We start from the raw sequence: 20,018 nt of genomic DNA on the forward strand, positions 1-20,018 counted from the left end.
TACCCGCCACAGCCCGAGGAAACCTGAGCACCCATGACCGATCTCTTCGAGACGATCCGCCGCGTGCTCGTGCCGATCCACAAGGAGGGCTACCCCTTCATCCTGATCGGCATCGTGCTGACGGTGCTCGCGGGCTACTTCTCCCAGTTCTTCGGCTGGATCTTCCTGATCCTGACCCTGTGGGTCTGCTACTTCTTCCGCGACCCCGAGCGCGTCACGCCCCTCGGCGAGGGCCTCGTGGTCTCGCCCGCCGATGGCCGCGTGAACCTGATCTCGACCGTTCTGCCGCCGCCCGAGCTCGACCTGCCGCCCGAGCCGATGACCCGCATCTCGGTCTTCATGAACGTCTTCGATTGCCACGTGAACCGGGTCCCGGTGACGGGCCGGATCGGGCAGATCCACTACACGCCCGGCCTGTTCCTCAACGCCGAGCTCGACAAGGCCAGCGAGGACAACGAGCGCAACGGGCTGGTGATGGAGACCCAGCACAAGGGCCTGCCCGTCCGGGTCGGCGTGGTGCAGATCGCGGGCCTCGTGGCGCGGCGCATCGTCGGCTTCGTCAGCGCGGGCGACAGCCTGAGCGTCGGCGAGCGCTTCGGCCTCATCCGCTTCGGCTCCCGCGTGGACGTCTACCTGCCCAAGGGCACCCGCGTGCTCGTTGGCCTCGGACAGAAGGCCGTTGCCGGCGAGACGGTGTTGGCCGACCTCGGCGGCGGCCCCGAGCGGCAGTTCCGGCGCATCTGAGGAGTCCGCATGGACGATCTGTTCCCGCCCTTCGCGCCCGATCCGAACGAGCCGAAGCCGCGGCGCTTCAAGCCGGTGCCGTTCCGGATGATCGCGCCCAACATGATTACCCTGATGGCGCTCTGCCTCGGGCTCACGGCGATCCGGCTCGCCTTCGAGGGGAAGTTCGAGCCGGCCGTCATCGCCATCGTGGTCGCGGCCGTGCTCGACGGGGTCGACGGCCGCGTCGCACGCCTCCTCAAGGGAACCTCGCGGTTCGGGGCGGAGCTCGACTCGCTCGCCGACTTCGTGAACTTCGGCTGCGCCCCGGCGCTCATTCTGTACGGGTTCGCCCTTTTCAACCTGAAGTCGATCGGCTGGATCGTGGCGCTGATCTTCGCGATCGCCATGGGCCTGCGGCTCGCGCGCTTCAACGCGATGCTCGACGATCCGAACCGGCCGGAATGGAAGAAGGACTACTTCGTCGGCATGCCGGCACCGGCCGGCGCGCTCACCGCCATGCTGCCGCTCTACCTGCACTTCCTCGGCCTGACCTTCGAAGCCTGGGCGGCCCCGCTCATCCTCGCCTACGTGCTGGGCATCGCGCTCCTCGTCGTCTCGACGGTTCCGACCTTCTCGGGGAAGACGATGGGCAAGCGGGTGCCGCGGGGCTACGTGCTGCCGCTCTTCCTCGTCGCGGTGGCGGCCTTCGGCATCCTGATCAGCTTCCCGTTCGAGGCGTTGGTGGCGCTCTCCGGCTCGTACCTGCTGTTCCTGCCGATTGGTGCGGCCCAGTACCGGCGCCGGATGAAGCTCGAGGCCCACCGGCCCGAGGCGACGGATCAGCCGATCATCTGACCAGCGAACGGTGGAGATCCGCCGGCTTCGCCTTGCCGCAATGCGGCACGCGCCGTTAACCTTCCCGGCGCGACGCGACGGAGTGGGTCATGCTCGAGGAATTCAAGAAGTTCGCCCTGCGCGGCAACGTGGTCGATCTCGCGGTCGGCGTCATCATCGGCGCCGCCTTCGGCGCGATCGTGACGTCGGCGGTGCAGGACCTGTTCATGCCTGTGATCGGTGCGATCACCGGCGGGCTGGATTTCTCGAACTACTACATCCCGCTGTCGTCGAAGGTGCAGGCGGGCCTCGCCTATGCTGAGGCGAAGAAGCAGGGTGCCGTCCTGGGCTACGGACAGTTCTTCACGATCGCGTTGAACTTCGTCATTGTCGCCTTCGTGCTCTTCATGGTCATCCGCGCCATGAACAAGCTGCAGCATCAGGCCGAGACCCAACCCGAGGCCGCCAAGGAGCTGCCGGCCGATGTGAAGCTGCTCGCGGAGATCCGCGATATCCTGGCCACGAAGCCGAACCCCTGACCGCTCAGGTCCGGGGCTGCTCCTCGCCGGGCTTCACCCCGAACGCATCGAGGATTCGGTCGAGTGCGTGCTCGACGGCGCCGGTTCCCTCCTCGTGCGTCTTCAGGCGGGTTTCGAGGCGACGCAGTTGCGGCTCGAACTCCTGCGGGAGGCCGTCGTCGCCGAGATATTCGGGCTTGCCCGCCGCGACGCCGTAGACGCCCCGCAGTTGCTGGCCGAGATGATCGCGCACCGGCTCCGGCAGCTTCGGCTCGCTCTCCGATCCTCCATCCGTCATCATCTGTCTCCGTGCATTCGAGGCCAACAACGGCCGAATCGCCCGAGCGTTGCGTCGTCGGGCGCATTCGGCAGCGGTCCGCAAGTCGCGCGTCCCCGGCAGCGAAACAGAAAAGGCCCCGGAGCGTGTGCTCCGGGGCCGAAATCCGCCGATCGATTGTCCGGCGGAGCCGTGATCAGTCGATGACCTCGACGATGCGGTGGCCGCGATCGACCAGGACCGGACGGTCATTCACGACCGTGTAACGGTAGCCGGGGCGCACGCGATACTCGTCCGGCACATCGTAGTAGGTCACGCCGGAGGAGGGCAGCGTGCTGCCGACCGCGACGCGGCCGTCGTAATCGTACGACCGGACGTTGCGCTCGCGCACGTAGGTCCGGAAGCGCGGGGCCATGTCGACGCCGAGGATGCCGCCGACCGTGCCGGTCGCCGCACCCACAGCCCCGCCGACGATGCCGCCGATCGGGCCGGCGGCGTCCGCGCCGGCTTCCGCGCCGCGCGCCGCGCCCGGCAGGGTGCCCTGGGCCTGCGCCGCGAGCGGCAGCGAGAGGGCAAGGGCGGACGCGGCCAGAAGGGTCTTGATGTTCATGCGTACAACTCCGTTTCAGAACGGCCCACCGCGCCGGGGCGCATGGTGGAGCTTGGGCCGGTAACGCGCGACCCCCTGAAACGGATGCGTCAAAAAATACCGATGAGCCGGCGATGCGGCCCGCAGGTCCGTCGTGCCGCCCGGCCCGTCATAGGCGGTCCGGGAGCGATCCGACGGCCGCCGTGACCTCAGGCCTCCTTCGGCATCGCTGACTGGATGAAGCGATCCGAGCCCAGATCCTCCTCGTCGTAGCCGAGCAGTTCCGCGAGGCGACCGCGGGCGCGGCTGACGCGGCTCTTCACGGTGCCGACCTTGCAACCCATGATGGTGGCGGCTTCCTCGTAGGAGACGCCCTCGGCCCCGACGAGGACGAGAGCCTCCCGCTGGTCCGGCGGGAGCTTGGCCAGCGCGCTCTGGAGGTCTTCGACGTCGAGCCGGTCGCCCTGGTGCGGCGCCGTCGCGAGCCGCGCGGCGTAGGACCCGTCCTGGTCCTCGACCTCGCGCACGCGCTTGCGGTGGTCGGAGTAGAAGATGTTGCGCAGGATGGTGAACAGCCAGGCATTGAGGTTGGTGCCGGGCTGGAACCGGGCGCGGTGCTGCCAGCCCTTCAGCAGGGTGTCCTGCACGAGGTCGTCCGAGCGGGCCGGATTCGAGGTGAGCGACAGCGCGAAGGCGCGCAGCGACGGCACAGCGGCCAGGAGGCCGTTCCGGAACTCCGGCTCGACGGCCTCGCCGCGGGCGCGGAGGGCGGCCTCGAGCTTCTCGATGAGCTCGGCGAACCGGCTCGGCAGGTCCGTCTGCCCGATGGTCTCGTAAGCGGTGCGCAGCTGGTCGCCGAGATGGGTGCGGATGCTGTGGGAAAGGTTGGGGCGTCCGTCGAGCGCGTCGTCCGGATGGTCGAGGGTCGTATCGATCTCGTGGTTCATGGCTCGTCGCAATCTTCAGCGGGCGGGTCTCGCCGGCGGTCCCGAACCGACGAGGCGGGAGTGTGAGCGGCGCGCGGGCGCGGCGGCATCCCTGTTTGGGTTCCGTTGTAGCGCATCGCGCCCCCGCGCACCATCACGGGGGGCGCATGGTCACGCTTTCGTCGGGGCTAACCCGCTGCGCAGCGCACGACGGTGCCGGCGGGGCGGCCCCGCGGCTGCAGCAGGCGTATGGCACCGTCCCGGATCGTCAGGACATGGCCGCGCGAAATGTCCGTCCACTGCTCGTCGCGCGTGAGCGCCTGCGTCGCGATCACGGTGACGACATCGCGCTCGGTGGTCTCCTGCGCGAAATCCACCCGCCAGTCCTCGTCCACCAGCGTGGCTGTGCCGAAGGGGGCGCAGCGGGTGAGGTAGCACAGGCGCTTTCCGCAATGGGCGTAGAGCGTCCGGCTGTCCGACAGCAGCATGTTGAAGACCCCGAGCCCGTGCAGCTCGGCGGAGAGGTCGGCGACGGCCCTGTCGAGCGTGCTGGCCGGCGGCAGGTTCGGGAAGCGTCCCTGCAACTGGTCGAGCATCCAGCAGAAGGCGTGCTCGCTGTCGGTTGTGCCGATCGGCTCGAACCAATTCAGGGGCAACCGCTTCACGCCCTTGAGCTGCCCGTTATGCGCGAACGTCCAGCGCCGGCCCCAGAGTTCCCGGGTGAACGGGTGGGTGTTCTCCAGGCTCACCCGGCCGCGATTAGCCTTGCGCACGTGCGCGATCACGATGCGGCTCTTGATCGGGTAGCGGCGCAGGAGCTTGGCCAGCTCCGACTGCGCGCTCGGCTCGGGGTCGTGGAAGCTGCGGCAGCCGCGTCCCTCGTAGAAGGTGATGCCCCAGCCATCCGCGTGCGGGCCGGTCTCGCCGCCGCGGCGAGCCAGGGCCGCGAACGAGAACCGGATGTCGGTGGGCACGTTCGCGCTCATGCCGAGCAGTTCGCACATTCTCGTCGGACGCTTCGCGCTACGGGCCGGGATGGCATAGGCCGTCACGCTTAGGAAAGTTCCCGGCGCGACACAATCGCTGCGCCCCGGCGGCGCCCTCAGCGCGCGAGGTAGTCGGTCAGAGTCATGCCGATCATGATGGCCACCCAGAAGAAGCCGAGCACCGCGAACAGGCGAACGAGCGGCGGCTCGTGGCGGACCTCCATCGAGACGAGGAGGATGATCGCCACCATGACGGTGACGACGAGAAGCTCGACGATCCAGACGTTGGCGAAGGGAAGCGTCGCACCGAGGGCGACGTTAACGCCGAGGAGGGCGAGCAGCGCCGCGAAGGTCATGAACGGCGTGCGCAGCCGCTGGCGCAGGAGCGCCCGATCCTCGGCGGACAGGTCGGAGAGCGGGCCGCGCATGATCCGCCTCACCGGTTGACGACGTAGAGAATCGGGAACGCCATGATCCAGATCAGGTCGATGAAGTGCCAGTAGAGGCCGTAGACCTCGATCCAGTTCTGATGGCGTGACAGGAAGCCGGGCTTGGCCGCCATCCAGGTCATCCCGAGGAGCAGGCTGATGCCGGTGAGCAGGTGCAGGCCGTGGAGGCCCGTCGCCACGTAGTAGAGGTTCACGAACAGGCGCGTCGGGGGCGTCTCGGCGAGCTCGTAGGGGTGGCGCGCGAGGAACGGCATCATGTGCTCCTCGTAATCCGCGTAGTACTCGTAGCCCTTCAGCATCAGGAACAGGCTGCCGAGGGCGGCCGTGGCGAGCATCGCCCGCACCATCGCGCGCTGCCATCCCATCCGCGAGAACTCGATCGCCATGGACATGGTCAGGCTGGAGCAGATGAGCACCACGGTGTTCGTCGCGCCGATCCAGAACTTGAGGTGCCGGGCCGCCTGCTGCACCGCCTCCGGGTGCTCGATGCGGGTGATCAGCGCGACGAGGAACAGCGCCGCAAACAGCAGGAGCTCGGTGATGAGCCAGGCCCAGATGCCGAGGGTCGCGGCGTAGCGCTGCTGCTCCACGCTCGCGAAATGCTCGACGCGGGCGACGCCGACCGGCTGGGCCGGGGTGGACGGGGCCGCGCTCACTGGTGCTGGCTCCGCGATTCCCGCTCCTGGATCGGGTAGTCGTAGGGCATCTCGGGTATGGAAGGCGCTTCCTTGAAGTTGTGCGTGGGCGGCGGCGATGCCGTCTCCCACTCCAGGCCCTTCGCATCCCAGGGGTTCGCCGGCGCCTTGCGGCCAAACCAGAGGGAATAGACGAGGTAGAGCATCGGGAAGATGTAGCCCGCCGCCAGGATGGTTGCGCCCGCCGAGGACAGGATATTGAGGAGCTGGAACTCGGGCGGATAGGTCCCATAGCGCCGCGGCATGCCTAGGTAGCCGAGGATGAACTGCGGGAAGAAGGTGACGTTGAAGCCGATGAAGATAAAGAGGGCCGAGATGCGCCCCCAGGCCTCGTTGTACATGCGCCCCGTAAATTTAGGCCACCAGAAGTGCAGGCCGCCCAGGAACGCCAGCACGGTGCCGCCGACCATGATGTAGTGGAAATGCGCCACGACGAAGTAGGTCGCGTGGATGTGCTGGTTGATCGCGAGCGTCGCGAGGTAGAGCCCCGTGAGGCCGCCGAGCACGAACAGCCCGATATAGCCCATCGCGTAGAGCATCGGCGTATCGAGGCGCAGCCGTCCCTTATGGATCGTCGCCGTCCAGTTGTAGACCTTGACCGCAGACGGCACGGCCACCGCGAAGGACAGGACCGAGAAGGCCAGGGAGGCCAGGTCGCTCTGCCCGTTGATGAACATGTGGTGGCCCCAGACGAAGAAGGTCACCGAGGCGAGGCCGATCGCGGCGTAGGCGACGAAGCGGTAGCCGAAGAGCTTCTTCTGCGCGAAGGCCGGAACGATCTCGGAAATCACGCCCATGCCGGGCAGCACCATGATGTACACGGCCGGGTGCGAGTAGAACCAGAACAGGTGCTGGAACAGCACCGGGTCGCCCCCGTAGGCCGGATCGAACACGCCGATGTGGAAGGCCCGCTCCATGATGAGCAGGATCAGCGCCGTGGTGATCACCGGCGTCGCGAGGAGGAAGATCAGGCTCGTCGCGTAGTGCGTCCAGACGAAGATCGGCAGCTTGAACCACGTCATGCCGGGCGCCCGCATGGTGTGGATCGTGACGACGAAGTTGAGCCCGGTGAGAATCGAGGAGAATCCCACGATCGTGACGCCGATCAGCGCCGGAAGGACCCAGGTGTTGGAGAAGGCCGTGGAGAGCGGCGCGTAGAAGGTCCAGCCCGTATCGACGCCGCCGAGCACCACCGAAGCCATGGTGAAGAGCGCGCCCGCCATGAAGACGTACCAGCTCGTGAGGTTGAGCTTCGGGAAGGCGAGGTCCTTTGCGCCGATCATCAGCGGGATCAGGAAGTTCCCGAAGGTCGCCGGAATCGAGGGGATGAGGAAGAACCAGACCATCACCACGCCGTGGATGGTGAAGGCCTTGTTGTAGGTGTCGTTCGCCATGATCGCGCCGTTCGGCACGATCAGCGCGAGGCGGACGACCCCCGCCGCCACGGCGCCGATCACGAAGAAGGCGGTGATCGAGGCGAGGTAGAGGATGGCGATGCGCTTGTGGTCCGTGGTGAGGAACCACGAGCGCAGCGTCGATTGGGCGTGCAGGTAATCGTCCGGCCGGTGCAGGGTCGAGGCCGGAATGTGCGGCTCGCGGTCGGCGATGTCCGTGCCGGCCTCGACGGATCCGGTGGCGCTCATCGGGTCACCTCGCCCTCGGCAATATGGCTGTCGTCGCGAAGGTAAAGGATCAGGCGGTCGAGATCGTCGGCGGGGATCACGCCGGCGAAGCTCGGCATGATCTGCTTGTACCCCTCCGCGAGCCGGTTCTGGTTCGGGTTCAGGATTTTTTCGCGAAGGTAGGTCTCGTCGGCCCGGACGGTGCGCCCGTCCGCGAGCCTGACGTCGCGGCCGTAGAGGCCCGCGAGCTTCGGCGCCTTCACCACGGCGTTCCGGTCGTGGCAGGCGCCGCAACCGTAGGCGTTGTAGACGGCGCGCCCAGCCGCGACGCCGGATTGCTGCGCGCCGCCGCGCACCAGCCATTCCTGGTACTCGCCCTGCGTCATGATGGTGATGTTGCCGTCCATCACCGAATGGTCGGTGCCGCAATATTCCGAGCAGTAGAGCCGATAGGTGCCGGCCCGCTCGGCCTTGAACCACAGCTCGGTGTAGCGGTCGGGCAGGGCCGCCATCTGCATGCGCAGCGCCGGCAGGTAGAGGGCGTGGATCACGTCCTGGCTGATGATGCGGATGCGGATCGGCTGGTCGATGGGCACGTGCAGGTCGTTGATCTCCGACTGGCCGGTCGGGTGCTGGAACTTCCACATCCACTGCCGGCCGATCGCCTCGATGGTCATGGCGTCCGGCGGCGGATGCTTCGATTCGACGAACAGGCGCGCGCCCCACACGAAGAAGATCAGCGTGAGCGCGAAGGGGATCAGCATCCAGCTCAGCTCGATCAGGTTCGAGCGGATGCCGCTCGGGCTCCGGTCGACGTCGATCCCGTCGCGGTAACGAACCGCGAAGTAGGTGATGGCCAGGAAAACCGGCACGGTGAGCAGCAGCGTCAGTACCGTGAAGGCCAGTATCAGGTAGTCGACCTCGGTCGCGGTGGCCGAGGCCGCTGCCGGCCAGAGTGCGAGGGCGGACTGGTGCTGGAGCATTGCGTCAGGGGTCCAGCGAGCGGCCGACCGTCAGCGCCATGGCCCGGTCGATCGGGATGCGGGCGCGGGTTCGGTCCGCGTCGAGGTAGGCGTAGCCGTCGAGCGCCTGCGCCGTGGCGGCGTCGTGGCGCGCGATGTCCGCGTAGGGGTCGGCCTGCAGGTTCGGCGGCGGCGGGCGTATGCGCGCCGTCTGCTGCGCCGTGAAGGGCGGCAGGTCCCGGCGCTGCACCCCTGCGACGAGGCTCATCAGCCAGATCATCAGGCCGACCGCGAGGAGCGCCGTTCCGCCGAGCCCCGCCATCACCAGGGCGGTGTTGCGCACGTTGACGTCGGAGGTCTCGTGGCCCGTGCCCTCCTGCGGTGCAGGCGCGGGCTGTTCCGCCGCCTGGGTGGGGCGCAGGCCGAGCCCCGTCAGGATCGCGGGGACGAGGCCGAATGGCTGGCGCGCCGTCATGCGGGCGTCCTCCGAGCCGCGCGGTCGAGACCGGGAAGCCCTGCCACGAGCGCCGCCGCGAGCCCGGCGACACCCAGCGCCGCGAAGGCGTCCGTCCAGCTCACGACGAAGCGGTCGCGCACGCTCGGCGTCACGAACCAGAACATCTCCAGCGCGTGGACGAGGAAACTCGCGGCCGCGATCCCGCGGAGGGCCGTCGGCGCGTGCCGGAGCGTGGCGAGCGCCGCGGCGAGGATCAGCGCGCCGCCGAGGATGCTCAGGCCGCGCCCGGCGAGGCCGCCGCGCGCGAAGTACCAGAGCACCTCCTGCGGCAGGTTGGCGGACCACACGATGAGGAACTGGACGAAGTGCAGGAACGCCCACAGTCCGAGGAGCACTGCGAGCATGTCCGACCGGGTGTCCGCGGATGGCCTTGGCCCGTCCGGCGCGAGAAGGAGGGCCGCCGCGAGGGCGAGCCCGCTCCAGGCCGCGATCAGGAGGATCCCGAGGAGACTTGAGCCGAGGCGCGGATCGAGCGACCCGACGAGGTCGGTCGCGGCCAGGATCGCGACGACGGCGAGCACCCAGACCGCAAGGATCGCGGGGCCGTCGCCGCGCGGGTCGGACGCCGTCCGCGCGATCCAAAGCCAGGCGCCGAGGTAGAGCAGGACCCGCAGCGCGAAGAAGGGGCCCGTGAACCAGATCCGCGCGAGCGCCGTCTCGGCGCCCGTGCCCTGCGTCCAGGGATAGATCAGGCCGAGGCCGAGCAGGATCGGAAGGCCGAGGAGCGCCGCGACCGGCATCAGGCGCAGGACGCGACGGAGGGCCGTGAGAAGCCCGTCATCGAAGTTGTCGGGGCGGTGAGCGCGCACGCGTGCCAGGATCATCACGAGCGGCAGGGCGCCGACCGGCAGCCCCAGCAGTACGAGCCAGGCCGCCAGGTAGGAGACGGCGAGGCCCTTCGCGCCGCCCGCCGCCGCGGCGAGGCCGAGGGCGGCGAGGCCGACGAGCCCGGCCAGCAGGGGCCGCCGGCCGCGGCTGGAAAGGGCGGCGGCGCTCATCGGGTTGCCTCCAGCCGCCGGCGGTCCTCGTCGGGCAGGCTCGCCACGGTCGCGTCCTGGCTCGCCTGGAGCGCGCGCAGGTAGGCGACGATCGCCCACCGATCGGCCGAGGGGATCATCTGGGCCATGCCGAACATCGCGCGGTGGCCCTTCGCGATTGCCTCGTAGAGCTCCTCCGCGCGGGCGGCCTTGAGGCGGTCGCCGGTCAGAGAGCCTGCGGCCGGGAAGCCGCGCTCGACGATCATGCCGCGCCCCGAACCCGTCCTGCCGTGACAGGGCGTGCAGAAGATGTCGTAGCGCTCGGCGCCGCGCTGGAGCATCGCGGCGGTGATCGTCGCGGGCTGCGGCAGCTCCCGGGCCGGATCGGCGCGCGGCACGGTTCCGGGCACGGGCTGGCGCATCGTCATGCCCTGCGAGAAGAAGGCATTGCGGTCCCAGGTGTTGGCGCGCGGCTGCTCGGCCATGTTGGCCTCGCCGCAGGCCGAGAGCAGAAGGCAGAGCCCGAGCGGTGCGAGCGACCTCATCGGGCGATCCGCCGGATCGCGAGCGGGCGGCCCTCGCCGGCGGGCAGGTCCGCCAGCGTGCGTTCGAGGAGAGCTGCGTCGAAGCGATCGCCCTGCGCCTCGGCCGAGAGGAAGAAGCGGTCGTCGCTCGCCCTCAGGAAGCCCGGGATGTTGAAGGCCGGGTGGTTCAGCCGGGGCAGTCGGTTCAGCACGAGCAGGGCGAGGTGAATGGCGAGCACGCCGGTCATCATGCCGAAGGAGAAACTCGGCACCACGAAGGACGGCCACGACAGGCGCGGGCGGCCGCCGATCAGGAACACGTAGTCGTAGGCGGTGGCGTAGAGGCACAGGGCGAAGAAGCCGGCGCAGCCCGCGAGCGCCCCGGCCACCGCGTAGGGGCGGATCGAGCGGTTGCGCAGGCCCATCGCGTCGAGCGCGCGCCGCAGCGGCACGGGACCGTGCGCGTCGAGGTGGGCATGGGTACCGGCGGCGCGGGACAAAGCCTCCATGGCCTGGCCGAGTTCGCGCGCGGAGCCGAACTCCGCGCTGACGCCCCAGAGCGGCGCGTCGGCCTCGACCTGCTCGTAGGCATCGCTCGGCGGAGGCGGCCGGTCGATCGCGCGCTCCGCCTCGCGGGCCGCCGGCACCGTCGCGAGGGCGAGGCGCCGCGACTCCGTGATGGACACCACGGGCAGGTAGCGCAGGAACAGCAGCAGTACCGTGAGGAACAGGCCGATCGACCCCACGAAGGTCGCGATCCCCCAGATCGTCTCGTGGTAGGCAAGCCGCGAGGAGGGCAGGAAGTCCTGCTGCAGGGTGACGATCAGCACCATGCAGTGGTCCGCATAGGCGCCGAGACCGACGAGCAGCCCGACTGCGGCGACGAGGCCGCCCGAGGCACGCGCACGGGCGCTCCAGAAGATTTGCGCCGGGAGCAGCAGGCAGGCGACCACCGTCCAGAACGCCCAGGCGTGGTGCCCGGTGACCCGCCGGGCGAGGGTCGCCCGCTCGTAGGCGTCGCCGTGCAGGAAGGTGGAAAAGAACTCGGTGGCGTAGCAGGTCAGGCTCGCGAGCCCGAGGCAGAGCATCAGCCGGGCGAGGATCGCGAGGTGACGCTCAGTGATGAGCGCATCGAGGCCGTAGACCGAGCGGATCAGCACCGTCAGCGCCGCGGTGATGCCGACACCGGAGAAGACGGCATTCACGAGGAACGTCACGGGCAGGATGGTGTCGTGCCAGCCCGGCAGGACGGAGCCGGCGAACATCACGGACGCGCCGGTCTGCAGCGAGAAGACGAGCAGGACGCCGAGCAGCGCGATCGTGCGGTAGCCCTGCACCCAGAGCTGCCAGTGCGAGGCCGAGCCCCGCCAGCCGGCCGCGGCGATCCCGTAGACCTGCGCCCGCAGGAGCGCGAGCTTGCGCCCGCGGGCGTTGCGACGGCGCAGCGAGAGCGCATCCTCGTAGGCGCGGTCGCGCAGGGCGGCGAGGTCGGGCAGGAGGCCGATGTACCAGAGGCTCACGCACACGACGAGGAAGGACACGATGTCGATCGCGTCCCAGACGAGGGGCGAGCGGAACTGCGGCCACAGCCCGAAGGTGTTGGGGTAAGGCAGGTTCCAGTAGAAGTACCAGGGACGCCCGAGGTGGATGATCGGGTAGAGGCCGGCCGCCACCGTGCAGAGCAGCGCGGCGGTCTCGGCGATGCGGTTGACCGCGCTGCGCCACTCCGCGCCGAGAAGGAGCAGCACGCCCGAGACGAGCAGGCTGCCGGAGGCCACCCCGATCCACCAGTCGTAGCTCGCGATGTCGAGGGCCCAGACGACGGCGTTGTTGTTGCCCCACACGCCGACGCCCGAGAAGAGGAGGTAGGCGAGGGCCGCGGCGAACAGGCCGAGCAGGGCCAGCGCCGCCGCGAAGGCGATCCACCAGCGCCGGTTCATGGGGTGGCGCAACGCGATGCCGGTCACCGCGCGGCCGATGCCCGCGACCGTCTCGTTGGGCCCGATCAGGCCGCCGGCCGGCGGGTTCGGGAGGGTGCTGCCGGACACGGCTCAGCCCTCCCGCTCGGCCGGCCGCAGGGCGGCGAGGTAGGTCGTGCGCGGCCGTGTATTGAGTTCTCCGAGGAGCGCGTAGTTGCGCGGGTCGCGCCGCGCGGCGGCGACGCGGCTTCCCTCGTCCCGCAGGTTGCCGAACACGATGGCCCGAGTCGGGCATGCCCCCTGGCAGGCGGTCTCCACCGTCCCGTCGGGGATCGGGGCATGCGCATCCTTGGCCGAGGCGATGCGAGCGGCGGCGATGCGCTGGACGCAGTAGGTGCACTTCTCCATCACCCCGCGGGCCCGCACGGTCACCTCGGGATTGCGCTGCTGCTGCTCCACGGCCGGCCTGTCGCCGGTGTAGTCGAGGTAGTTGAAGCGCCGGACCTTGTAGGGGCAGTAGCTCTGGCAGGTCCGCGTGCCGACGCAGCGGTTGTAGACCTGCAGGTTCAATCCCTCGCTGTCGTGCAGCGTCGCCTCGACCGGGCAGCCGACCTCGCACGGGGCCTGCTCGCAATGCATGCAGAGCACGGGCTGGAAATGGGTGGCGGGCGCTTCGAGGCCGCCCGCGTAGTAGCGGTCGATGCGCAGCCAGCCCATCCAGCGGCCGCGCTCCACCTCCGCGCGGCCGACCACCGGAATGTTGTTCTCGGACTGGCAGGCGGTGACGCAGGCGTTGCATCCGGTGCAGGCGTCGAGGTCGATCACCATGCCCCACGCGGCGGCCTCGCCACGATCGGCCTTCGGGTCCTGCGCGTAGAAGGTCGGGTGGGCGAAGCTCGCGGTCTCGCCCACGGGTGCGCCGCCCACCGGCTGCACCCGTACGAGGTCGTGCCCCTGCATGGTGCCGAGGTCCTGCGTCGTCGCGGGCCGGCGCCGCGCCCCGGTCTTGGCGAGCGTGGCCCCGGCGAGCCGCCACGGCGTCTCGGCGGGTCGCAGCCGGTTCGCGTCGTAGCCGAGGCCCGTCGAGAGGTGGTCCGGCACCGCGCGGCCGTAACCGAGGGTGAGCGTGACGGTGGTGTCGGCCTGTCCCGGCGTCACCCAGACGGGCCCTTCGATCGCTGTGCCCGCCGCCTCGATGCGCACGATGTCGCCGGTCGCCAGCTCCTCGTCCTCGGCGAGCTTGGGGCTCACCGCGATCACGTTCTCCCACACCACCTTGGTGAGGGGCTTGGGGAGTTCCTGGAGCCAGGCGAGGTCGGCGTGTGTGCCGTCCCAGATGGTCGGGTCGGGGCGGAACACCACGTCGATCCCGCCCGCCGCGGAATCCTCCGCTCCGGCCCGGCCGGCCGGTGCATCGCCGGGGGCGGCACCCTGCGTCGCCGCCGCCAGGGTGACGGCCTCCGGGCGCAGCGCCGTGTCGGCCAGGAAGCCGGCCTGCAGCGCGGCATCGAAGCGGGCCGTGAAGGCGGCGTCGTCCTCGCCCTGCCCTCGCCACTGCGCCTTCAGGAGATCGAGCCCCTCACGGCGCTCGCCGCGGCCCAGGAAGGCCGCGATCTCCAGGGCCGAGCGCCCGTTGTAGAAGGGCGCGACGGTGGGCTGCACCAGGCCGACCGTCCCGTCGAGCGACCGGGCGTCGCCCCAGGCTTCGAGCGTATGGGCCAGCGGCAAGTGCCAGTCTGAATGGGCCCCGGTCTCGTCGAAGTAGAGGCCGGCGTGGATCTTCAGCGGCACCTTGGCAAGGCGCGCCGCGAAATCGAGGCCGCCGGGCGCCTCGTAGACCGGGTTGACGCCGAGCATCACGAGCGCCCGAACGGACCCGGTCGCCATGGCCTCGCCGAGCTCCGCCAGCGTACCGCCGCCGAGTTCCCCGACCGGCGCTGTGTGGAGCACGCTGGCACCGGTGTTGCCGAGGGTGACGTTCAGCCTGTGCACCAGGGCGTGAACCTCGGGCGCCTGGGGCAGGCCGGCCGTGACGATGCCGGCACCCCGCGCGCCCGCGAGGTCGGCGGCCGCTCGCCGCAGCCAAGCGGCCGCGGCGCCGTCCGTCCGGCTCGCCGAGCCGCCTTCGGCCAGGCTGAGGAGATCCCGGGCGAGGCTCGCGATCTCGTCGGTGCCCGCCACCAGGGCGTGATCCGCCTTGGCGCTCGTGAGGCTCGGGGTCGCGGCGACGGCGTGCAGCGCCAGAAGGCGGCCGTCTTGGTAGGCCGCGCGGCGGGCGTCGATCCAGCGCCGGGACAAGCCGATCTGCCCGGGGCCGAGATCGAGGAAGTCGCCGTCGAGGGACACGATGGTCCGGGCTTTGCCGAAGTCGGGCCGCGTCTCGAGCGGCCTGCCGAAGGCGCGCCGGGCGCCCTCGTAGAGGCCGTCGCGACTGACGCCGCCGGTGACGTACCAGCGCATCTGCGGATAGGCCTCGCGCAGCCGCCCGATCTCGGCGGCCAGCGACGGGGAGGTGACGGGGCCGGTGAGCAGTGCCAGGCCCTCGCCCGCCGCGGCGCGCCAGGCGGCGACCTCGCCGAGCATCGCGCCCTGGAACGCCGCCCAGGAGGCCGGGCGCCCGAGGCGCTGGACCGCCTGCGAGCGGAACGGATCGTACAGGCCGAGCACCGAGGCCTGGGCCAGCACGTCGGTGCCGCCGAGGCTCCAGGGATGGTCCGGGTTGCCCTCGACCTTGATCGGCCGGCCGTTGCGCGTCGTGACCAGGATGCCGTTGGCGTAGCCGTCGAACAGGGCCGAGGAGGCGTAGGACAGGGGCGCGCCCGCCACGATCCGCTCGGGGGCGTTCACGTAGGGCAGCTCGTAGCGCCGGCCGTCAGGCCCGTCGCAGGCCGTCAGGCCGGCGAGCGAGAACGAGGCCGCCATCATCTTCAGGAAGCCGCGCCGGTCGGGCGCCGCGGCGAGGCGGGAGGCGGCCGGGAACTCGGACTCGACGTAGGCCTGGAACTCCGGCGTGTCCGCCAGGGCATCGAGGCTGCGCCAGAAGGCCGGTCCGTCGCCGGCGGCGAGGCGCGCGCGGAGCGCGGCGAGGTCTGGCGCGCTCATCGGTGGCACACCGAGCATTCGGTCAGGCGGTCGCCGCCGCGGATGTGGTTCTCGGCCACGAGCTTCGGGCCCAGGGTCGCCTGATCCGGCGGTGGGCTCCAGGTCATGTTCCAGACTTGATCCTTCGTCCGGACGTACTTCTCCGGGTTCTGGTGGCAATCGAGGCAGAAGCGCATCTCGAAGGCGTTCGCCCGGTACGTCAGCTGCATCGCCGTGACGTCGCCGTGGCAGGTCGAGCAGCCGATACCCTTCGTGACGTGCACCGAGTGGTTGTAATAGACATACTCGGGCAGCTTGTTCAGTCGCTCCCACTGCAACGGCTTGTTGTCCGCGTAGCTGTCGCGCACGACCTTCAGCATCTCCGAGCCCGTCCAGATCTGCGAGTGGCAGGTCATGCAGGTGTGGGTCGGGGGGATGCCGGCGGTGGCCTGCGTCTCCACCGTCGTGTGGCAGTAGCGGCAATCGACGCCGAGTTCGCCCGAATGGTGCTTGTGGCTGAACGGCGCGGGCTGCGGCAGCGCGATGCCGACGCCGGTCACGTAATCCGAGGTCACGATGCCCGCCGCGACGACCGGCACGCCGGCGAGGCAGGCGAGCCCGGTGAGGAGCGCCAGCCGGTAGATCGCGTCCGCGCCGGCGGAGAAGAGCTGCGCCATCAGACGCGCTCCCGGGCCAGGCCGGAATCCTTCAACCTGAGCTGCAAGCCGTAACGATCCCGCACCGGAGGTCCGCAAGCCAAGCACGAACCATGCACGCAGGAAGAGAGGGCAGCCCTTACATAAGACAATGGATCCGCCGTTTGCCCGCGCGTCACGTCGGCGTGGGCTTCAGCGTGGGCGGGTCGCGCGACGTGCGCCGCCGCGCTTTGCGGACGCGGCCGGAGGCCTTATGGCGCAGGGCGGGCCCGGGGAAGCGGCAGGAGATGGCATGAGCGGCCATGGAGCGTGACCCGATCCTCTTCGCCTGGCGCTCGGCGCCGGGCCGGCACGCGGCGGCGGTGGCGCTGTCGCTCGGCCTCGGCGGCCCGCTCACGGTCTTCGTGCTCCTGTGCATCTCGGACCTCGTCGGCACGCTGACGCGCGACGAGGCGCCGGCCCTGCCCTTCCTGAGGCTGGTCCTGCACCTGCAGGGCGGCGACCGGGTGATCCTCGGCGGCATCGCGCTCAGCCCGGCGGACCTCGAATTCGCGGCCTTCACGGGCCTCTCGCTCGCCGCCCTCGCCCTGGCGGGCCTCGGCTGGGTGGTGGCGCGCCTCTGCTTTGCCGCGCAGACCCGCGGCGCGGGCCGGCTGCACACCCGCGCGACCGACGCAATCCTCACGGCGCCGGCGGCGGCCCGCGACGATGTCCGCAGCCTCGCGGGCGCGGTGGGCGACGCGCTCCGCCGCGTGGACGGGCTGCTCGCGGTCGGCATCCTGGCACCCGCGCTCGCCCTCGGCGCCGTCGTGATGGCGCTGGGTCTCGCCGCGCTCGCCGCGCCGCGCCTCGTGCCGGTGGCCGCGGTGGGCCTCCTGGCCGGGGCGCTGGCCCGGACGCTGATCCTGCAGCGCGAGCGGGCCCGGACCGATCTGCGCGCGCAGGCGAACGTCACGGCCGAGCGCACCCTCGCCGACCTCGTCCGGCGGATGCCCGCGGTGCGCGGGCACGGCACCGCGGACCAGGAGCGGCTGCGCCTGAAGGGCAAGATCCGGGCGCGCCGCACGGCCCTCGGCCGGGCCGAGGCGCGGCTCGCCTACGCGCGGGCGCCCGCCCTCGCGCTCGCCGTGGTGCTCCCGGCCATCGCCCTCGGCACCGCCCTGTGGCGCAGCGGCCTGGCGCCGAACGAGGTCATGGCCGCGCAGGTGGAGCCCGGCCCCCTCGCGGCCGCCTTCGGCGCCTTCGCGATCGCCGCGCTCCTCCTCGCGGTCGCGATCCGCCTGTGGTTCGTGCGCGAGGCGGTGGCGCCGGTGTTCCGCGAGATCGCGCGCCTGCACGACGGGCTCGAGACGCGCCGGACCTGGGCCGGCAGCCGCGGCACGCCCTTCCCCGAGGGCGGCAGCCTCGTCGCCCGCGGCGTCGGGGCCTATGACGCGGGCAGCGGCGAGCGCCTGTCCGGGGTCGACCTCGCCGTCGGGATGCCGGCCCACATCGCCATCACGGGCGGGCGGGGCAGCGGCGCCCGCGTGCTCGCGGCCGTGCTCGCCGGCCACGTCGAGCCCACGGCCGGCGCCGTCGCCTACGGGGGCGCGGACCTGCGGACCCTCGACCCGGCGGAGCGCGCCCGCCGCATCGCCTTCGCGGCCGGCGAGGCGATCCTGATCAAGGGTACGCTGGGACAGAACATCCTCTACGGGACGGACCCCGGACACCCGCCAGACGAGGCGGAGTTCGTGCGTGTCCTGCGGCTGACCGGCCTCGACGCCTTCGTGTACACGCGCGGCCTCGGCGGCCGGGTCGACCCGGCAAGCGATCCCGAGCTCGCCCGCGCCGTCGTCGCCGCCCGCCGCGCGACGCGCGATGCCCTGCGGGCCGACCGGGCGGAGCGGCTCGTCGAATCCTTCGACCCGGCCCACTACAACCATCAGGCGACGGTCGGCGAGAACATCCTGTTCGGCGAGGCCGTGGACGGCACCTTCGCGGAGGCCGAGCTCGCCGGGCACCCCTACATGCGCGCGATCCTCGAGGCCGAGGACCTCACCCGGCCTCTGCAGACGATCGGCCTCGCCGTGGCCCAGAGCCTCGTGGAGATCTTCGCCGACCTCCCGAACGACCACCCGCTGTTCGATGCCTTCTCGCTGTTTCCCGCGGCGGAGCGCGCCTATTTCGAGGATCTCGTCGCCCGCCAGCAGGAGGCCAAGGGATGGCGCCGGGGCCCCCCCGGGCAGCGCGACCGCGAGCGGCTGATCGGGCTCGCCCTGCGCTACAGCGAGACGCGCCATCGCTTCGGGCTGATCGACGCCGCCTTCGAGGCCCGCCTTGTCTCGGCCCGCCACACCTTCGCGCGGATGCTGCCGCCCCACCTCGTCGACAAGGTGGAGTTCTACGATCCCGGGCGCCTCAACCCGGCCGCCAGCCTGGAGGAGAACCTGCTCTTCGGCCGCATCGCCCACGGCGAGGCCGGCGCCGAGGCGCGGGTGCGGGCGCTCATCCGCCGCATCCTCGCCGAGCAGGGTCTGGAGCGCGCCGTGTACCGCCTCGGCCTCGACAGCGCCGTCGAGCCCGGAGCCGCGGGAAGCGGCCTCGGCGAGGGCGCGATCGGCGCGCGGGAGCGCGTCGCCGTCGATCTCGCCCGCTGCCTCATCCGCCGTCCCGACATCCTGGTGGTCGCGATCCTCCTCGACGAGCGCAAGCCGGACGACTTCCGCGAGCGCCTCGCGGCCCTGCGCGCGGCGCGCTCCGGGCTTGGGCTCATCGTCTGCCTGCCGGACGACGATGTGTCGGCGATGGACCCGTTCGACGCGGTGATCGGCGTCGCCCGGAACATGGTCGTGCCGCACGAGGCCGCAGCCGCGGCCTGAGCCCGCGCGATTGTGCGGGGGCGGCGGGCCGCCTAGAACGCGAGACCATGACGGTTCTGGCGATCGATTTCGAGACGGCCAACGAACGCCGCGACAGCGCCTGCGCGGTGGGCCTCGCCTGGATCGAGGAGGGCCGCGTGGTGCGCCGCGAGGCGCGCCTGATCCGCCCCCCCGAGATGCGGTTCTCGCCCGGCAACATCCGGGTGCACGGCATCCTGCCGGCCGACGTGGCCGGGGAGCCCGGCTTCGGCGCCGTCATCGCCGAGTTCCTGCCCGATCTCACGCGCGGGCTGCTCCTTGCCCACAACGCCCCCTTCGACATGGGCGTGCTGCAGGCCGGGCTGATCGGGGCGGGCCTTCCGGTGCCGGCCCTCACGTATGCCTGCACGCTGCAGCTCGCCCGGCGGGTCTTTCCGGATCCGGCCGGATGCGGCCTCGGCAAGGTCGCGGGCCGCCTCGGCATCCGCTTCGCGCATCACGACGCCGGCGAGGATGCCTACGCCTGCGCCGAGATCGCCCTCGCGGCGATGCGCCAGACGGGCGCGGACACCGTCCCGGACCTCGCCCGGACGGCGGGCCTCGCCGTCACGCGCCTCGCCCCGGCCGCGGCGCGGCAGCCGGATGGCCTCGCCGCGCGCGCCGCGCGGGCGCTGCGCCCGGTCCGGGAGCCCGCCCTCCGCTTCGCAGTGAGCGGCAGCACGGGCAACCGCTACGAGGTGAGCGTGGCGGAGGACCGTTCGGGCCGCTTCAGCCTGCGCTGCACCTGCATGGCGGGCCGCCACGGCGTGCGCTGCCGCCACGTGAAGGCGCTCGCGATCGGTGACATCACCGACCTGCTCTCGGACAACGCCGGAGACGTCGAGCGCCTCCGGGGCCTGCTCGCCGCCTCCTGACGGCGA

General features: G+C 71.0%; 19 protein-coding genes. 5 read left to right on the forward strand and 14 right to left on the reverse strand.

Annotated features, from left to right (window positions below):
- The first annotated feature begins 33 nt into the window (after window positions 1-33).
- The 3 genes from ACLBXP_RS04755 to mscL all read left to right on the forward strand — a co-directional run bounded on the left by ACLBXP_RS04755 (window position 34) and on the right by mscL (window position 2,099).
- Window positions 34-744 carry a phosphatidylserine decarboxylase gene (locus tag ACLBXP_RS04755; protein WP_447666415.1) on the forward strand — a complete coding sequence of 237 codons (711 nt, stop codon included), beginning with the start codon at window positions 34-36 and terminating at the stop codon, window positions 742-744.
- Between the two features lie 9 nt (window positions 745-753).
- The gene (gene pssA, locus ACLBXP_RS04760) at window positions 754-1,581 is read left to right on the forward strand and encodes a CDP-diacylglycerol--serine O-phosphatidyltransferase (protein WP_447666416.1); all 828 of its coding nucleotides are present in this window, start codon (window positions 754-756) and stop codon (window positions 1,579-1,581) included.
- 89 nt (window positions 1,582-1,670) lie between these two features.
- Window positions 1,671-2,099: a large conductance mechanosensitive channel protein MscL gene (gene mscL, locus ACLBXP_RS04765; RefSeq protein ID WP_447666417.1), complete on the forward strand. Its 429-nt coding sequence runs from the start codon at window positions 1,671-1,673 to the stop codon at window positions 2,097-2,099.
- A gap of 4 nt (window positions 2,100-2,103) precedes the next feature.
- Here the strand turns inward: mscL and ACLBXP_RS04770 are convergent, their stop codons facing one another.
- From ACLBXP_RS04770 to ACLBXP_RS04835, 14 genes are all read right to left on the reverse strand, one after another.
- Window positions 2,104-2,376: a hypothetical protein gene (locus ACLBXP_RS04770; protein WP_447666418.1), complete on the reverse strand. Its 273-nt coding sequence runs from the start codon at window positions 2,374-2,376 to the stop codon at window positions 2,104-2,106.
- A 175-nt stretch (window positions 2,377-2,551) separates the two neighbouring features.
- Window positions 2,552-2,965, reverse strand: a complete 414-nt coding sequence (locus ACLBXP_RS04775; RefSeq protein ID WP_447666419.1) for a DUF1236 domain-containing protein — start codon at window positions 2,963-2,965, stop codon at window positions 2,552-2,554.
- Between the two features lie 188 nt (window positions 2,966-3,153).
- Entirely contained in the window at window positions 3,154-3,891 is a 738-nt protein-coding gene (locus ACLBXP_RS04780; protein WP_447666420.1) for a NepR family anti-sigma factor, read from the reverse strand.
- Window positions 3,892-4,058: 167 nt separating this feature from the next.
- On the reverse strand, window positions 4,059-4,874 hold the full coding sequence (locus tag ACLBXP_RS04785; protein WP_447666421.1) for a class II glutamine amidotransferase: 816 nt from the start codon (window positions 4,872-4,874) through the stop codon (window positions 4,059-4,061).
- A 98-nt stretch (window positions 4,875-4,972) separates the two neighbouring features.
- Window positions 4,973-5,284, reverse strand: coding sequence for an oxidase (locus ACLBXP_RS04790; protein WP_447666422.1), 312 nt, complete (start codon window positions 5,282-5,284; stop codon window positions 4,973-4,975).
- An 8-nt stretch (window positions 5,285-5,292) separates the two neighbouring features.
- Complete coding sequence (locus ACLBXP_RS04795) at window positions 5,293-5,961, reverse strand: cytochrome c oxidase subunit 3 (protein WP_447666423.1); 669 nt, start codon at window positions 5,959-5,961, stop codon at window positions 5,293-5,295.
- Window positions 5,958-7,643, reverse strand: coding sequence for a cytochrome c oxidase subunit I (locus tag ACLBXP_RS04800; protein WP_447666424.1), 1,686 nt, complete (start codon window positions 7,641-7,643; stop codon window positions 5,958-5,960). Before ACLBXP_RS04800 ends, ACLBXP_RS04795 begins: the two co-directional genes overlap by 4 nt.
- Complete coding sequence (gene coxB / locus ACLBXP_RS04805; RefSeq protein WP_447666425.1) at window positions 7,640-8,605, reverse strand: cytochrome c oxidase subunit II; 966 nt, start codon at window positions 8,603-8,605, stop codon at window positions 7,640-7,642. Before coxB ends, ACLBXP_RS04800 begins: the two co-directional genes overlap by 4 nt.
- Before the next feature lie 4 nt (window positions 8,606-8,609).
- Entirely contained in the window at window positions 8,610-9,059 is a 450-nt protein-coding gene (locus tag ACLBXP_RS04810) for a hypothetical protein (protein ID WP_447666426.1), read from the reverse strand.
- Window positions 9,056-10,099 (reverse strand): hypothetical protein, encoded by a 1,044-nt coding sequence (locus ACLBXP_RS04815; protein ID WP_447666427.1) that lies wholly within the window; start codon window positions 10,097-10,099, stop codon window positions 9,056-9,058. The genes ACLBXP_RS04810 and ACLBXP_RS04815 overlap by 4 nt, the downstream gene beginning before the upstream one ends.
- On the reverse strand, window positions 10,096-10,623 hold the full coding sequence (locus tag ACLBXP_RS04820) for a c-type cytochrome (protein ID WP_447666428.1): 528 nt from the start codon (window positions 10,621-10,623) through the stop codon (window positions 10,096-10,098). Before ACLBXP_RS04820 ends, ACLBXP_RS04815 begins: the two co-directional genes overlap by 4 nt.
- Window positions 10,620-12,650, reverse strand: a complete 2,031-nt coding sequence (locus ACLBXP_RS04825) for a quinol:electron acceptor oxidoreductase subunit ActD (RefSeq protein WP_447666429.1) — start codon at window positions 12,648-12,650, stop codon at window positions 10,620-10,622. Before ACLBXP_RS04825 ends, ACLBXP_RS04820 begins: the two co-directional genes overlap by 4 nt.
- Before the next feature lie 3 nt (window positions 12,651-12,653).
- Window positions 12,654-15,623: a TAT-variant-translocated molybdopterin oxidoreductase gene (locus ACLBXP_RS04830; RefSeq protein WP_447666430.1), complete on the reverse strand. Its 2,970-nt coding sequence runs from the start codon at window positions 15,621-15,623 to the stop codon at window positions 12,654-12,656.
- A complete protein-coding gene (locus ACLBXP_RS04835) occupies window positions 15,620-16,279 on the reverse strand; it encodes a cytochrome c3 family protein (protein WP_447666431.1) in 660 nt (219 codons plus the stop codon). The genes ACLBXP_RS04830 and ACLBXP_RS04835 overlap by 4 nt, the downstream gene beginning before the upstream one ends.
- A gap of 281 nt (window positions 16,280-16,560) precedes the next feature.
- Between ACLBXP_RS04835 and ACLBXP_RS04840 the strand changes: the two genes are divergently transcribed.
- Both ACLBXP_RS04840 and ACLBXP_RS04845 read left to right on the forward strand, forming a co-directional pair.
- Window positions 16,561-19,119, forward strand: a complete 2,559-nt coding sequence (locus ACLBXP_RS04840) for an ABC transporter ATP-binding protein (protein WP_447666432.1) — start codon at window positions 16,561-16,563, stop codon at window positions 19,117-19,119.
- 47 nt (window positions 19,120-19,166) lie between these two features.
- Window positions 19,167-20,012: a 3'-5' exonuclease gene (locus ACLBXP_RS04845; protein ID WP_447666433.1), complete on the forward strand. Its 846-nt coding sequence runs from the start codon at window positions 19,167-19,169 to the stop codon at window positions 20,010-20,012.
- Window positions 20,013-20,018: the final 6 nt, after the last annotated feature.

The organism is Methylobacterium sp. A54F (genome assembly GCF_053346035.1).